The organism is Prevotella vespertina (assembly GCF_009728485.1).
Lineage (GTDB): Bacteria > Bacteroidota > Bacteroidia > Bacteroidales > Bacteroidaceae > Prevotella > Prevotella vespertina.
In genome coordinates this window covers 287,279-302,155 of record NZ_VVIQ01000001.1, presented here as the reverse complement: position 1 = coordinate 302,155, position 14,877 = coordinate 287,279, and the positions used below count along the sequence as shown (strand labels likewise).

The 14,877-nt window shown below is 42.3% G+C and carries 11 protein-coding genes; 5 read left to right on the top strand and 6 right to left on the bottom strand.

Features of this window, described 5'->3' with window-relative positions:
• The first annotated feature begins 1 nt into the window (after position 1).
• The 4 genes from F0475_RS01105 (at position 2) to F0475_RS01090 (ending at position 4,584) form a co-directional block, all read left to right on the top strand.
• Positions 2-583 carry a non-canonical purine NTP diphosphatase gene (locus tag F0475_RS01105; RefSeq protein ID WP_155715022.1) on the top strand — a complete coding sequence of 194 codons (582 nt, stop codon included), beginning with the start codon at positions 2-4 and terminating at the stop codon, positions 581-583.
• Positions 584-596: 13 nt separating this feature from the next.
• Positions 597-1,493, top strand: a complete 897-nt coding sequence (locus tag F0475_RS01100) for a glycosyltransferase family 2 protein (RefSeq protein ID WP_317163166.1) — start codon at positions 597-599, stop codon at positions 1,491-1,493.
• Positions 1,494-1,517: 24 nt separating this feature from the next.
• Entirely contained in the window at positions 1,518-3,536 is a 2,019-nt protein-coding gene (gene porZ, locus F0475_RS01095; RefSeq protein ID WP_155715021.1) for a type IX secretion system anionic LPS delivery protein PorZ, read from the top strand.
• Between the two features lie 73 nt (positions 3,537-3,609).
• Positions 3,610-4,584, top strand: coding sequence for an acyltransferase family protein (locus F0475_RS01090; RefSeq protein WP_155715020.1), 975 nt, complete (start codon positions 3,610-3,612; stop codon positions 4,582-4,584).
• A 221-nt stretch (positions 4,585-4,805) separates the two neighbouring features.
• On the opposite strand, the gene F0475_RS01085 is transcribed toward F0475_RS01090, so the two are convergent.
• The 3 genes from F0475_RS01085 to polA form a co-directional block, all read right to left on the bottom strand.
• Positions 4,806-6,806: an Ig-like domain-containing domain gene (locus F0475_RS01085; protein ID WP_155715019.1), complete on the bottom strand. Its 2,001-nt coding sequence runs from the start codon at positions 6,804-6,806 to the stop codon at positions 4,806-4,808.
• A 79-nt stretch (positions 6,807-6,885) separates the two neighbouring features.
• Positions 6,886-8,397, bottom strand: coding sequence for a GH3 auxin-responsive promoter family protein (locus F0475_RS01080; RefSeq protein ID WP_155715018.1), 1,512 nt, complete (start codon positions 8,395-8,397; stop codon positions 6,886-6,888).
• Between the two features lie 453 nt (positions 8,398-8,850).
• Entirely contained in the window at positions 8,851-11,613 is a 2,763-nt protein-coding gene (polA, locus tag F0475_RS01075; RefSeq protein ID WP_155715017.1) for a DNA polymerase I, read from the bottom strand.
• Positions 11,614-11,707: 94 nt separating this feature from the next.
• On the opposite strand from polA, the gene F0475_RS01070 reads away from it, so the two are divergent.
• Positions 11,708-12,688, top strand: coding sequence for a polyprenyl synthetase family protein (locus tag F0475_RS01070; RefSeq protein ID WP_155715016.1), 981 nt, complete (start codon positions 11,708-11,710; stop codon positions 12,686-12,688).
• Between the two features lie 389 nt (positions 12,689-13,077).
• Here the strand turns inward: F0475_RS01070 and deoC are convergent, their stop codons facing one another.
• Genes deoC through dtd form a run of 3 tightly spaced genes read right to left on the bottom strand, consistent with a single transcriptional unit; the run spans position 13,078 to position 14,868 of the window.
• Positions 13,078-14,025, bottom strand: coding sequence for a deoxyribose-phosphate aldolase (deoC, locus tag F0475_RS01065; RefSeq protein WP_155715015.1), 948 nt, complete (start codon positions 14,023-14,025; stop codon positions 13,078-13,080).
• Positions 14,026-14,080: 55 nt separating this feature from the next.
• Positions 14,081-14,416, bottom strand: a complete 336-nt coding sequence (locus F0475_RS01060; RefSeq protein WP_155715014.1) for a nucleotide pyrophosphohydrolase — start codon at positions 14,414-14,416, stop codon at positions 14,081-14,083.
• Entirely contained in the window at positions 14,416-14,868 is a 453-nt protein-coding gene (gene dtd, locus F0475_RS01055; protein ID WP_155715013.1) for a D-aminoacyl-tRNA deacylase, read from the bottom strand. The genes F0475_RS01060 and dtd overlap by 1 nt, the downstream gene beginning before the upstream one ends.
• Between the last annotated feature and the right edge of the window lie 9 nt (positions 14,869-14,877).

Genomic DNA, 14,877 nt, shown 5'->3' with positions numbered 1-14,877 from the left:
GATGAAAATAGTATTTGCAACGAATAATAAACATAAGTTAGAGGAGATCAAGGATATCCTTGGTAAGGACTTCGAGATAGTTTCTTTGGCTGAAATAGGCTGTCATGAGGATATCCCAGAGACGGGTTTAACATTGGAGGAGAACGCTCGCCAAAAGTCAACCTACATCGTTGAGCATTACAATCACGATTGTTTTGCGGATGATACGGGACTTGAGGTGGATGCACTCAATGGTGAGCCAGGTGTTCATTCAGCCCGTTATGCTGAAGGAACTGACCACGATAGCGAAGCAAACATGCGTAAGTTGCTATCGAAGATGTCGAATGTTAAGGAGCGTACAGCACGTTTCCGCACGGTTATCTCATTAATCATTAATGGTGTAGAACATCAATTTGAAGGACGTGTCGAAGGGCGTATTGCAACCGAGAAACATGGTAAAGAAGGCTTCGGATATGACCCTATTTTCATTCCAGAAGGCTATGACAAGAGCTTTGCAGAGCTTGGCGAAGAGGTGAAGAATCAGATTTCTCATCGTGCAAGAGCCGTTAAGAAGCTCGCAGAATACCTTTCCTCATCTTGCTAAAGCATTCCTCTACGTGCTATCAATACTCCTTCCTGTCTATAAATGTAGCTGTGTGGCTTTGGTAACAGAGCTACAACGGCAATGTATGGAGTGTGGTATTGCGTATGAGATTATCGTGGCTGACGATGGGACAATGGCTGATACTACGAATCAGTACATCGTTGAGTGTAACAAAGTCATTGGTCAGTTAGAGGGCGTGCGGTATATTATAAGGCAGGAGAATGTCGGTCGGTCAGCCATTCGCAACTTCCTTTTCTCGCAATCAAAAGGTGATCGTATTCTCTTCATAGACGGTGATTTATCCCTTGATAACCCCGATTTCATTCGTAGATACACGCAAGCAGAAAGCGATGTGGTCGTTGGTGGCATCAAAATAGGTGGCAATCCAGAACAATGGAAAGGGAATCTTAGATATAAATATGAGTGTGCTTTCGAACGAAAGAATAGTTTGAGTGATAGACAGAAGAGACCTTTTCAAAGTTTCCGCACTACTAACTTTATGGTAAAAAGAGCGGTCTTTGTCCAACACCCATTTGACGAGAAGCTCACTCATTATGGTTATGAAGATGTATTGTGGGGTAAGGCTCTTGAAGAGAACGGGGTTCAGATAACCCATATTAATAATCCCATAACCCTAACCGACTATGAGAATAACACTTTGTTTATAGATAAGACGGAGGAGTCTTTACGAACTCTTTATGAGTACCAGATGCTATTGAAAGGATATTCTAAGTTGTTAGAAATGAAAGATAGGATGGTACGATTTCATCTAGTGAAGGCTATTCTAATAGTTCATAAATTGTTCGGTGAGAAGGTAAAGATGCTTTTGCAAGGCAATAAACCAAGCGTCTTTCTGTTTAATGTATATAAGCTCATGTATTATATAAGCCTTGAGCAGCAAGCAAGATAATATTCATTTCGACAAGAACCCACTATGACAATAAAACGAATTATCCTATCTTTTATCATTCTCATATCCTCTCTCTCTGCTTTTGCAGGAGGTATTGGGACATGGAAGTCTTACCTTTCTTATGCCAACATACAATGGGTTGAGCAAGGAGGCAATCGGTTATATGTACTTGCATCTAATGCCCTTTACACCTATAATAAGGCTGATCAAAGTATTCAAACATACGATAAACAGAACGGACTAAGCTCTATTGACATCCGATTCATTGGTTGGAACGAAGTCGCCAAGCGCCTTGTTACTGTCTACGAAGACAATAATATCGACCTAATGGACGCTAAGGGGAACGTTACGAACGTACCCGACTATTACTTAAAGGCTTTGACTTCCGACAAGACTATCTATAGTATTGATATGAATGGGGCTTATTGCTATCTCTCAACAGGCTTCGGACTTGTCAAACTGAATGTTGCTAAGGCAGAAATAAGCGACAGTTATAACCTCTCCTTTCCTGTTAATTACAGTTATATAGAAGGTTCTTACATTTATGCCGCAAGCCAGTCTAATGGGCTTTATCGTGCTTCGTTAACGGCAAACTTGCTCGATAAGAACAACTGGACACGGGTTGGTGGCTATGTGGAAAGACCTAAGAGGATGGATGCAAACCTCCTTAATCAAGCGAAAACATTGAGTCCTGGAGGTCCAAAGTATAATGGTTTTGCCTATATCCAATACCTTAATAACCGCTTATATACCGTTCCAGGTATGTTTAAATCAGGTTATGGAGATTCTAATACACCTGGTGCTGTACAGATTCTACACGATGGTGAGTGGACGAATTATCAAGAGAATCTATCGTTAAAAACGGGCTATGAGTATCTTGATAACAATGTTCTTGCAGTCGACCCACGTAATGCTAACCATGTATTTGTTGGTGGAAGGACAGGCTTATACGAGTTCCTTGATGGGCAGTTAAAGACTTATTATAACAAAGACAACAGCTTGTTACAAGGCGCAATGGACCGAGGACGAGAGTTAGGAAACAACTATGTGCTTATTAATGGACTTTGTTTCGATAATAAAGGAGACCTTTGGATATTAAATAGTCAAGCCTCCAGAGAGAATCTCTTGCGTCTTTCGGCTGATGGACAGATGACTTCTTTCAGTAAGCCAGCCCTTATGAAGGATGGAGTAGGGGGCTCAGTCCTAACAAGTATGGTCTTTGATAACCGCAACAACTTATGGTTCTGTAACGATCACTGGGGCTATCCGGCTTTGTTCTGTTACCAACCAGCAACCGACAAGTTGCTTTCTTTCACTCGATTTGTCAATGAGGATGGTTCAAACTTAGACTTAGTACCCCATAGCGTGACACCTTTGTCGAATGGAGATGTGTGGGTTACCACTACTATAGGACCACTTCTCTTGTCTCGTTCGGCTATTGATAACCCTGAAACAGCCGTTTTTACGCAGGTAAAAGTGCCTCGTAACGATGGTACCAACCTTGCCGATTACCTTCTGTCAGGCATTGATGTCACCTGTATGGCTATTGATGGAGGAGGCAGAAAATGGTTTGGAACAAAGGCAAATGGTGTTTATCTCATCAGTGCCGATAATATGACACAGGTGAAACATATCCTCTCTTCAAATAGTCCGCTCCTATCGGATAATATCCTTTCTATCGCTATCAACAACGCAACAGGAGAAGTATTCTTCGGCACGGACAAGGGTTTATGCTCTTACATGAGCGATGCGACGACACCATCCGACCAACCGAGTGAGGACAAAACATACGCTTATCCAAATCCAGTTAAGCCCGGTTATACAGGTCCAATCACTATTGTTGGACTCTCAATGAACGCTGATGTGAAGATTGTTACGACAAATGGTGTACTCGTCGCAGCAGGTACTAGCAATGGTGGTAGCTTTGTTTGGGATGGCAAGGACAAGTTCGGTAAACCCGTTGCATCAGGTGTTTACATGGTTGAAAGTGCTGATGAAGACGGCAACAATGGAGTTGTTTGTAAGGTGGCGATTGTTAGATAGAACGGAAATATTAATGATTTCATAATAATCTGACTATAAGGACACTTATAATGGAGGGTTGTCAATAGAGCAAATGATGGTAGAGAGGGTACGTTGGATAGACATGCTGCGAGGTTTCTGTATGTTGGCAATATTGTTAGACCATACTGAAATCTATTATACAGGAGGTAACCTTATTCCTTATGATTGGTATGTTTCGAATGTTCTAATCGTCTTTTTCTTTCTGTCAGGATACCTCATGTACAAACAGCAAGGCTTTTCTTTGAGGCACAAGCTGACTTCGATAGGGCGCAGTCTACTTCTTCCTTACCTCCTTTTTACTGCTGTTTTGGCACTTCCGAAAGCCTTTGTACATGGTCATAGTATAGACTGGGAAAGCGTATTATTGCCTATCTTGACTGGTCGAGCCTCTTGGTTTATAGCTGCCTTGATAGTTTCTGAAGTTGTTTTTAGCCTTTTCTTGTGGATAACTCGTGGAAAAGTTATATCCTTATTCATACTCTCCTCTTGTGCTTTTGTTGGTTCGGTACTTTTAACGAAACAATCCACTGATTATCCTTGGTGTATCAACAATGCCTTGCAAGCAGTCCTTTTCCTTTATATCGGATGGTTTTATCAATGTCGAAAAGATGTTTTCAACCATATCAACACACCATTATATACGTCATTCCTCTTTATATTTCTTATAGTAATAAAAGGTTATGCAACGTGCAAAGGGGTGCACACAATGATATACCCAATGGGTATAGACTCTTATTTCATCTTCTTCCTTGATATGTTAACGAGTATTTTCTTACTTGTCAATGTTTGTAAGCTACTGCCAAGATGTAAGCCTTTAGAGTGGGTTGGAGCGCATAGTATTGTTTATTATTTCGTCTGTGGAGGTGTTCCCCTTTGCTTATCTTTAGCACTTGAGAAGGTGGATTTAGGCTATCATGGAGCTTATTATAGTGTACTGATAGCCTATGCTTTGGTCTGCATAGTGGCAAGCTGTATTGTTGCAATCGTCTATCGCTACTTGCCATTTATGCTTGGAAAGCTTTATTAAGTCCTTTCTTTACCTTGTATGAGGCTATAACTGTTATAGACGTATAAACTCACAACAAATGAAGAAACGCCCTTTTGAGGGCAAAAAGAGCCTCTCCTTGATGCAAAGAAAGCCTCTCTTCAAATTGAAGAAAGGCTCTCTTTGTTTTTTAAAGCTGGTTTTCTCTTATTTCTTTAGTTATTAAGAGGGGGGATAGATGAGGCTTAGGATTGGGTGAAAATCTACTTTTTAGGTTCAGACCTCTTATCCTTTACCTTCTTAATCTTTACCTTCCCTTGTAGTATATCTTCGCTTGGGAGGTCTATACCGAGGCTGCGGGCACGCTCCAGATTGCGACTCCTTGCCTTACGCTGCGTATCTGCCTTCTGCTTAGTAATTGCCCCAGGCTTCTGTTGATAGAGCGGTAGAAGGCGTGGATTCCACGTTCCTTGCACATCACGTTTCGCTTTGCACTCTATGGATTTAGGGTAGTAATACACCGCCTCAGGCTCTCGCTGCGTTGCATAATCACCTCCGTCCCACTTGCCGTTATCGTTATCATCAACAATGAGGCGCATGTAGTACGTGCCAGGCTTTATGTAGTAGAAGGTCGCCTTATCGTCTTTTGCGGTTGTTTCCCTTACTGGTTTATCGCTTTCGTTGAGCAGTTGTACGAGGCAGTTCTTGCCCTTCATACCCTCAAGAGACATCACTAAGGTGCCATACTCATCAATGGAAGGGATGCGAATACCCTGTTTGTACTTCTTAGAAAGCCTCCCGTAGATATCCGTGAAGGCTGCTGAATCAAGCTCCAAGCTGTATTCTTTGCCCGTATCCCACGCACTGACGAGTTGTAACTGACGTGGTTTTCCGGGTTCAGTACCCAACTGGTACTTCGCTCGATACCATGAGCTGTCCACCTTCTCATAGAGTTGTATCTTGGAAGTATCGATCTTCTCTATCGGAGCAGCAATCTCGAAGGATAGATTCTGGTCTGGACTCATCTGCGACGGGACGTTATATTTCACGTCAAGGGGCTTTGCTGGCATTGCTGTCTCATACGCTTTCCCACGTTCCTTAGCCTTATCTTGCTTCTTTTTCCACTTGTCGTATTCCTCTTGTTGGCTCTTCATGCGCTTTGCATAAGGTGTTTTTGCAAGTAGCTCAAGCGTCTCGGTCTGTGGAACAAGCCTCCCCGTGCTGTCCGTCATATTGTATGTCATCTTCATACGTAGGGTGTCTTGATTGATAAGTGCAGAGTCACGAAGCCAATAAGTAATGGTGTCTTGGTTCATACTTGGCTCTTCCAAGAAGGCATCCTTAGCGTTGAAATTCAGTGGAGTAAGCTGTGGTAGGCTCGCATCTCCATAGCTAAAGAAGAGCGTGAAGTGGTCTGCATCCTTTCTTTCTGCCTTTATGAAGTATCGATCCGTTTGTACTGCTGTGAAGGCAGAGAGCGTTACGTCGTCTGGAAGAAAGTGGGTGTAAGGCACCTGCTTAATGTCTTTGATGTGCAAAGAGTCCGTCCATAGCGTGTCTTGTCGTATGTCCGGCTTCCACGAAGGCATGATAACTTCAGGCGTGAAAGCAATCTCCTCACTCTTTTGATTGTACATGTAATTGCCGTCCGCATCCTTTAGTGCATAGATACGATAGTCTCCTTTAGCAACACCACGTATCACAAAGTGCCCCCGACTATCGGTTCTTGAGACGCGCAACATCGGTAGTTTCTGGAAAGCAGTGTCACTCTGATTGCTGTAAAGACCCACAAGTATCCCCTTGATAGGCTCTAGATTCTCTGCTTCCAACACATAGCCAGATACTTCGAGAGTATCAATATGATCGCCAGTAGAGAAGCTGTAAGTGTAATTACCTAGTGGATTGCCCTCGTTGTTATCGGAGATTGCATCCGAGAAGTCGATAGTGTAGGTTGTATTCGGCTGTAGTTTGTCTTGCAAAGCGACGGAGATATGCTTGCCTTGAGCCTTTATCTCTGGTGCTTCTAGCTGTGGTGGAGACACAACAACCTTCTCTGATGCGTTCTCTAACTTGATGAACTCATCGAAAAAGATGTTCACTTTCTTACTGTTTACATCGGTTGCTCGATCAGAGGGAGAGGCTCCTACGACCTTAGGAGGTGTCTCGTCAAACCATCCACCATCGGGTTGTCCCATCTTAGCACACGACACTAACGATAGGAGAAGGAGGGTTATAAGACTATATGCGAGTGTTATTTTCTTCATATCTTATTGAACTTTTATAGTCGATGAGGGGCTTATGCCGAGCATTCTATGTGGGTATCTGCAATCAAGAAGAGCGTATTTACTGGTTCATTGTCAGTAATTCTTCAAGATTAGAACGGCTGTTTGACAAGCGAGGAATCTTGTGTTGACCACCGAGCTTACCCTTTGTTTTCAGCCAATCATTGAAGAGGTTCTTACGAGCGACAATGATTTCGAGGGGCTGAAGGGTCACATTATGATAGCGTTTAGCCTCATAATCGGAGTTAATCTCTTGTAGTTTGTTATCGAGGATAGTGGCAAACTCTGCAATAGACGCTGGTTCTTTGGCAAACTCAATGAGCCATTGGTGTCGGCACTTAGCCTTTGCATCCATATAAATAGGTGCTGCGGTATAGTCTAATATTTGTGCTCCTGTAGCCTTACAAGCGGCATCAAGTCCCTTTTCTGCATTGTCCATGATGAGTTCCTCACCAAAGGCATTGATGAAATACTTGGTTCTTCCGGTGATAATAAACTTATAAGGACGGGTGGAAGTAAACTGTACTGTGTCGCCAATCTCATATCTCCAAAGACCGCAGGAGGTGCTAATCAGCATGGCATAGTTGCGTCCAACCTCTACACCAGATAGTGGGACGATGTTCGGATGCTCGTTTCCAAACTCGTCCATAGGCAAGAACTCGTAGAATACTCCATAATCAAGCATGAGCGACATACTGCTATCTGAAGGGTCATCCTGTATTCCGAAGAACCCTTCCGAGGCGTTATATGTCTCCATATAGTTCATTCCCTGCTTTGTAATAAGCTGTTCGTATTGTTCACGATAAGGTGTGAAAGCAATGCCACCATGGAAGAATACCTCCAAATTAGGCCACACTTCTTCAAGATGTTGTTTACCACTTAGCTCCATGACACGCACTAATACGGATAGCATCCATGATGGTACTCCAGAGATATTAGTGATGTTTTGCTTAAGAGTTTCCCGTGCTATTCGATCGCGTTTCACCTCGAAGTCACTCAATAGAGCAGTCTCTTTCTTGGGGACACGCACGATATTTGCAAGTGGATTAATATTCTCTATGAGTATTGCACTTAGGTCTCCAACAAGGGAATTGTGCAAGTTGTAATTGGGAGAATGGCTACCACCAAGGATCAAACCTTTGCCATTGAAGAGTTTACTCTCAGGGTGATTACTAAGGTAATAAGCGATTACATCCTTACCACCTTGGTAATGAATGGTTTGCAGTCCTTCGTGAGTTACGGGGATAAACTTACTCTTGTCGTTTGTAGTTCCTGATGACTTAGCATACCATCTAACCACTCCTGGCCATAGAATATCACGTTCTCCATGACGCATTCTATCGATGTCGTCCTTCAGTTCTTCATAGGTATTGACGGGCACGTTATGCACGAAATCATCATAAGAAGTGATGGTTGAGAACAGATGTTTGCGTCCGTATTCTGTATCTTTAGCCCGTTCTATAAGGTATTCCATAACCTCCTGCTGGATAGCTTCGCTATCAGTAGTATAGCGTTCTAGCTCCTTGCGGCGTGGTTGGAAGTATAGTTTGTTTACTAAACTAGTAAGACTCATTCAAATTTCATTGCTTGATTAAATTGCAAAAGTACGCCAAAAATGCTAGATGTTAAGGCTTTTCTATCTTTTTAACATTGCAATATGCAGTCTAAAAAGTGGTTTGTTCGTGTTTTTCACGTTGTTATTAACACGCCATTTAGCCGTCTCTAAGGGGAGGGATAGCGAACGGGAAGGCGCCTAAAGTCCCTCTGAAAGAGGGGATGTAAAGCCTCAATCAATCTCGCAAGTAGGGGAGGAATAGTTAACGGGATAATGTACTGTAAAGAAGGAAAGGCTCTCCTCGATTTGAAGAGGGCGTTTCCTTGATGCGAAGAGAGGCTTCTTTTGATGCAAAGAGACGCCCTCTTCAAATCGAAAAGGGCGTCTCTTTCTTTGTACTCTTTTGTCTGTTGCTATCGAGGTTGTGCCTCGTTACACTGGCACAGTTATCTATTTCTGTGTTTCATAACCTTAATGTGCTTCTAACCAGTTCTTTCCCCAACCAGCATCAGCTATTAGTGGGACATTGAGGGGATAGGCATTCTGCATCTCTTCGAGGACTATTTTCTCCACCTTCTCACGCTCATCTGGGTAAACAGAGAAGTTGAGTTCGTCATGTACCTGTAGTATCATCTTTGAGCGGATACCCTCTTCTTTGAATCGATTCCATATCCGCACCATAGCAACCTTTATAATGTCTGCCTCTGTCCCTTGTATTGGTGCGTTGATAGCATTGCGCTCATCGAAACCTCGGATGGTACCATTTCGACTGTTGATATTCGGTAGGTAGCGGCGACGATGGAACAATGTTTCTGCATAACCTTTGCTTCTTGCAAGCTCTTTCGCATGTTCCATGTAGGCTTGAACCTTAGGGAATGTGCGGAAGTAGTCCTGTATCAAAGCCCTTGCCTCATTGTTGGGTATCTCCATTCTTTGGGCTAATCCAAAGGTAGTTATACCATATATAATACCAAAGTTAGCCTGCTTAGCCTTCTTTCTCTGTGCGTCCGTCACGTCATCAAGAGCCTCATGCCAGATCTTAGCCGCCGTCGCCCTGTGTATGTCATAACCCTCTCTAAAGGCCTCCATCATATTGTCATCCTCTGATAGATGAGCCATGATTCGCAGTTCAATTTGGCTATAGTCAGCTGAAAAGAACATACATCCTTCCTCTGGAATAAAGCACTTTCTAATCTCTTTCCCATCGTCTGTTCGCACTGGAATATTCTGTAGGTTAGGGTCGCTGGAGGATAGTCTTCCCGTTGCAGTTAACGCCTGGTTGAAGGAGGTATGGATGTGTCCTGTACGAGAGTTAATCAGTTTGGGTAAGGCTTCTACATAGGTACTTAGCAACTTCTTCATACCTCTGTAGTTCAGAATGTTACGTACAATAGGATGTTTTGATTCGATACTCTGCAACACTTCCTCACTAGTGACATATTGCCCAGTCTTGGTCTTCTTGGGCTTATCCATAATCTGCATCTTACCGAAAAGGATGTCACCTACCTGCTTTGGACTCGATATGTTAAATTCTTCACCAGCCTCTTTAAAGATATCCACTTCATATTGTCTCATACGTTCCGTGAATATCTTTGATGTTTCTTTTAATGCTTCCGTATCAATGCGAACACCGGTAAGTTCCATGTCAGCCAGTACACGAACAAGGGGCATCTCAATGCTCCAGAACAACTCTTCAACATTGAGTTCTTTCAGCTTAGGAGCGAGTACATTCTTTAGACGTAAGGTGATGTCGGCATCCTCTGCGGCATATTCATAAATCTCAGAAGGACTTAAGTCGCGCATATTCTTTTGCTTCTTTCCTTTCGAGCCAAGCAAGTCTTCAATGTGTATGGTTCGATATCCAAGGAGTGTTTCAGCCATGTAGTCCATGTTGTGACGAAGTTCGGGTTGGATAAGATAGTGTGCTATCATCGTGTCGAACATCGCTCCTTTCAATTCCACCCCATAGTTGCTTAGTACCTCATAATCGTACTTGATGTTCTGACCAACCTTTAGAATCGACTCGTTCTCATATACTGGTTTGAATATTGCAACACGTTTCAAGGCTTCTTCGCGATTCTCTGGAATAGGGATGTAAAAGGCTTCCTTTTCCTCAACAGAGAAGCTCAAGCCCACCAACTCAGCACTAATTGCATCGGTAGAAGTGGTTTCTGTGTCTAAACTAAGCGTTTCTTTTGTTAAAAAAAGCTCACATAAGCGATGCAAATCAGCCTCATTATCAACGAGTTGATAGTTGTGTTGGGTCGTTTTAAGGCTCTCAAAACTCTCGTTTTTTGCTTCGCTTGGGTTGTCGGGCGCAAATTCTGCAAATAAATCAAGCTGGTTTTCGACAACTTTTGACTTCTCTTTATCTTTGTTAAGAAACTTGTTAATAAGTGTCTTAAACTCTAATTCTTCAAATATCGCACGTAGTTTCTCTTCATCCGGTTGCTGAACTTTCATTTCATCTAGTTCCAACTGTAATGGAACGTCCGTACGGATTGTTGCAAGGAACTTAGATATTTTGATGTCTTCAACGGCAGCTTCGACCTTATTCCGTAGTTTCCCTTTTATCTCATTAGTATGAGCAAGCATATTATCAATGCTCCCGAATTGATTAATTAACTTCGCTGCAGTCTTCTCACCAACCCCTGGACAACCCGGAAAGTTATCTGCTGTGTCACCCATCAACGCCAGAATGTCTATGACTTGGGCTGGGGTAGGGATTCCATACTTACTTTCTACCTCCTTTTCACCAAGTGTTTCGTAACCTCCGCCATGCTTTGGACGATACATGAAAACGTTTGGTCCGATCAGTTGACCATAGTCCTTGTCGGGAGTAAGCATAAATGTATCGATTCCATCGGTGCCGAATCGGGTTGCAACAGTACCTATGATATCATCTGCCTCGAAGCCATCTACCTGCAAGATAGGGATGTGCAATGCCTCTAATATCTGTTTGATTATAGGGACTGAGAGCTTAATGTCCTCCGGCGTTTCCTCCCTTTGCGCCTTATACTGGGGGTATGCATCGTGTCTGAAGGTCTTTCCATGATCAAAAGCAACAGCTATGTGCGTTGGTTTCTCCTTAGTTAACACTTCATTTAAGGTGTTGCAAAACCCCATAATAGCCGATGTATTCAAACCTTTAGAATTAATACGTGGGCTGCGAAGTAGTGCATAATAAGAGCGAAAGATTAGCGCATAAGCGTCGAGAAGGAACAGTTTTGCCATAAAGTAAATATGTAATTTTTAGCTGTAAAAGTACTAAAAATATTCCATAATATGCGATTTATTGACTAAATTTGTATCAAATTTGAAGTCAATAATGGATACCCTTTCACTAATAAAGCAACCGATTGAGACAGAATTAGTCGATTTCATCGACCTTTTTAATCATGCTCTCAACCACGAGGATGGGCTGTTACAGGTGGTTTTGAACCATATTAAGCAGCGCGCAGGAAAGCGTATGCGCCCCATCCTTATCCTCTTGATGGCTAAGAACTTTGGTAAGGTCTCACGTGTAACACAGCATGCTGCAGTTGGTTTAGAGCTCCTTCACACGGCATCACTTGTCCATGATGATGTGGTGGATGAGGCTGCTGAACGTCGAGGGCAGGCTAGTGTGAATGCTGACTACGATAATAAGGTGGCTGTGTTGGTTGGTGATTATGTGCTATCAACGGCACTTTTGCACGTTAGTTATACCCATTCAGAGATGATAGTACGCCGTTTAGCTGAATTGGGGCGCACTTTAAGTGATGGAGAAATACTCCAGTTAGCTAATATACAGAACAAAGAAGTAACAGAAGAGGTATACTATAAGATTATAGAACGTAAGACTGCGGCTCTCTTCGAGACCTGTGCTGCGATTGGAGCAGAGTCTGCTGGCGCTACAGAAGAGCAGGTTGAGGCAGCAAGACTATTTGGTAAAAACCTCGGAATAGTGTTTCAAATCCGTGATGATATCTTCGATTACTATGATTCGGAGGTTGAGATTGGTAAGCCAACAGGCAATGATTTTGCAGAAGGTAAGCTCACTTTGCCCATCATATATGCGTTGAACGCAACGCAAGATGAGGATATGATGAGGTTAGTTCATAAGGTGAAAGCACATAATGTGACGCATGAAGAGGTCGAGACCTTAGTTCGGTTTGCAAAAGAAAATGGTGGAATAGAATATGCGGAACGTCGTATGTGGGACTTCCATGCCGAGGCACAGCGATTTATCGATCAATATGTTATGGATGACAACATACGTACATCTTTGCAAACCTACCTTGATTATGTCATCAAAAGAAAGAAATAATCATTTATTCTTGTAGGTTGATAGCAATATAAATAATACTTATTAAGCTTACAAATAAGCTGTTTTATTAGTTATAAAGACGCCCTTCTTCAATGGATATAACAATTAGTTATCTTGGAGAAGGGTGTTTGACATTTTGAAAAATAATTTATTTATAAAATGATAATAGATTAATAATACTAAATTAATAATCTATTTTTAGAATCACAAAAAGCCTTTTTCTAGTTTTAGGGAATGTTTTCTCTGATAAAGGTAAGTGTTTCTTGCTGTTTAAAGAAGCGTTTTCTCTTATGGTATAGATGTATGGGTGGAATAGAGAAATGGGTTACAATGAAAAATCCCCACGCCTTTTATGAAAGGGTGGGGACGTTATGTGTTATGCTGTCAGTCTAGAAGAACTTAGTCTCTGAACCGATGATCTCTCTAAGAAGAAGGTTTGTTAACCGACTTGTACCCATCCTAAACCAATAATTAGTAAGCCACTTTTCGCCTAGAACTTCTTTAACGATAGTATAGTAGATAACGGCATCCATGACCGTATTAATGCCTCCTGCGGGCTTTAAACCAATCTGTATACCCGTCTTCTTGTGGTACTCCTTGATGGCTTGACAGAGCACATAAACCGACTCGGGAGTAGCACTAATCTTCTCTTTACCCGTACTTGTCTTTAGATAGTCAGCCCCGGCGTACATAGCGAGGACTGCTGCTGTCTTGATATCGCGCGCATTGCGGAGGTCGCCGGTCTCTAGGATTACCTTCATAGGAACGTCCCCACAGGTCTGTTTCAGTTCTCCGATGGTATCACAAACTCCCTCATAATCACCAGAAAGGAACTTACCTACAGGCATAACAATGTCTATCTGCGTTGCACCATCCTTTATTGCAAGTGCTGTCTCAATGGTTTTTACCTCAAGAAGAGCCTGTGATGAAGGGAAGTTACCCGTTACGTTGGTAATGTCGACACCATCCACTTCAAGGCTATCAGCGATTAATTTGGTGAAACAAGGGTATGCACAGACAGCTGCAACATGTGGAAGATCAGGGTATTCACTATCGAATTTATTGACTTTCTCTACCATTTCGAGTACTTTCTCTTCGGTATCTGCAGTGCTGAGAGTGGTTAGTTCGACGCTACCAAGCAAGAATTTCTTTACTTCTGGATTATCATTCTCTGATACTTTCTCTGCTATAATCTTTGTTACTGCAGCCTTTACATCCTCATCAGTAATGTTGAGGTCGTATTGTTCTAAAGCCTGATCGTACTCACTCTTCTCTACAATTCCATTCGCTTTCTGCGCTTGGATATCCTTTGAAACGGTGTCTTTAATGATTCCCATATTATTATTTTATAATTGTAATGTAGATGTTTTATTTATTAGTTAGAAGTTTGTTTTATTCTTGATTATCAGTAAGTTTCGGGTTGTTCTTATGTCTGTCTCTGTCACGTGACGTCTTCTTCTCAAAGCTGCGTTGTAGTTCTTCTGTGAGATTAACGCCTGTTTGGTTTGCAAGACAGAGTAGAACCCACAAAACATCAGCCATTTCCTCTCCTAGGTTGGGCTTTTCTCCTTGCTTAAAGCTTTGGTCTCCATAGCTTCGAGCTATGATTCTTGCCAGCTCCCCGACCTCTTCTGTGAGACAAGCCATATTTGTTAGTTCGCTAAAATAGCGTACTCCATACTGTTTAATCCACTTATCTACAGCCTCTTGTGCCTCTTGTATTGTCATTATTCTTTGTTTTTAGTATCCATACAAATGGTTACTGGTCCATCATTTAATAGTTTTACTTTCATGTCGGAACCGAATTCTCCCGTACTAATAGGCTTTCCTAATGCTTCGCTTAAGGTCTTGCAGAAGTAATCGTAGAGCGGAATTGATAGCTCATGAGGGGCTGCGTGTATCCAACTGGGTCGGTTTCCTTTCTTGTAACTAGCCATGAGTGTGAACTGAGATACAACTAGGATCTCGCCTTTGATGTCCATAATACTACGATTCATTATACCTTGTTCATCATTGAAAATACGAAGTCCTATAACTTTATTCACCAACCAGTTAGCATCCTCTTCAGTATCTTCTTTGCCAATACCAAGCAAGATAAGCAGTCCTGCTTGTATGCTGGACTTCACCTGTTGGTCAATGGTTACGGATGCTTGAGCCACTCTTTGTATCACAATTCTCATACGGCAAAT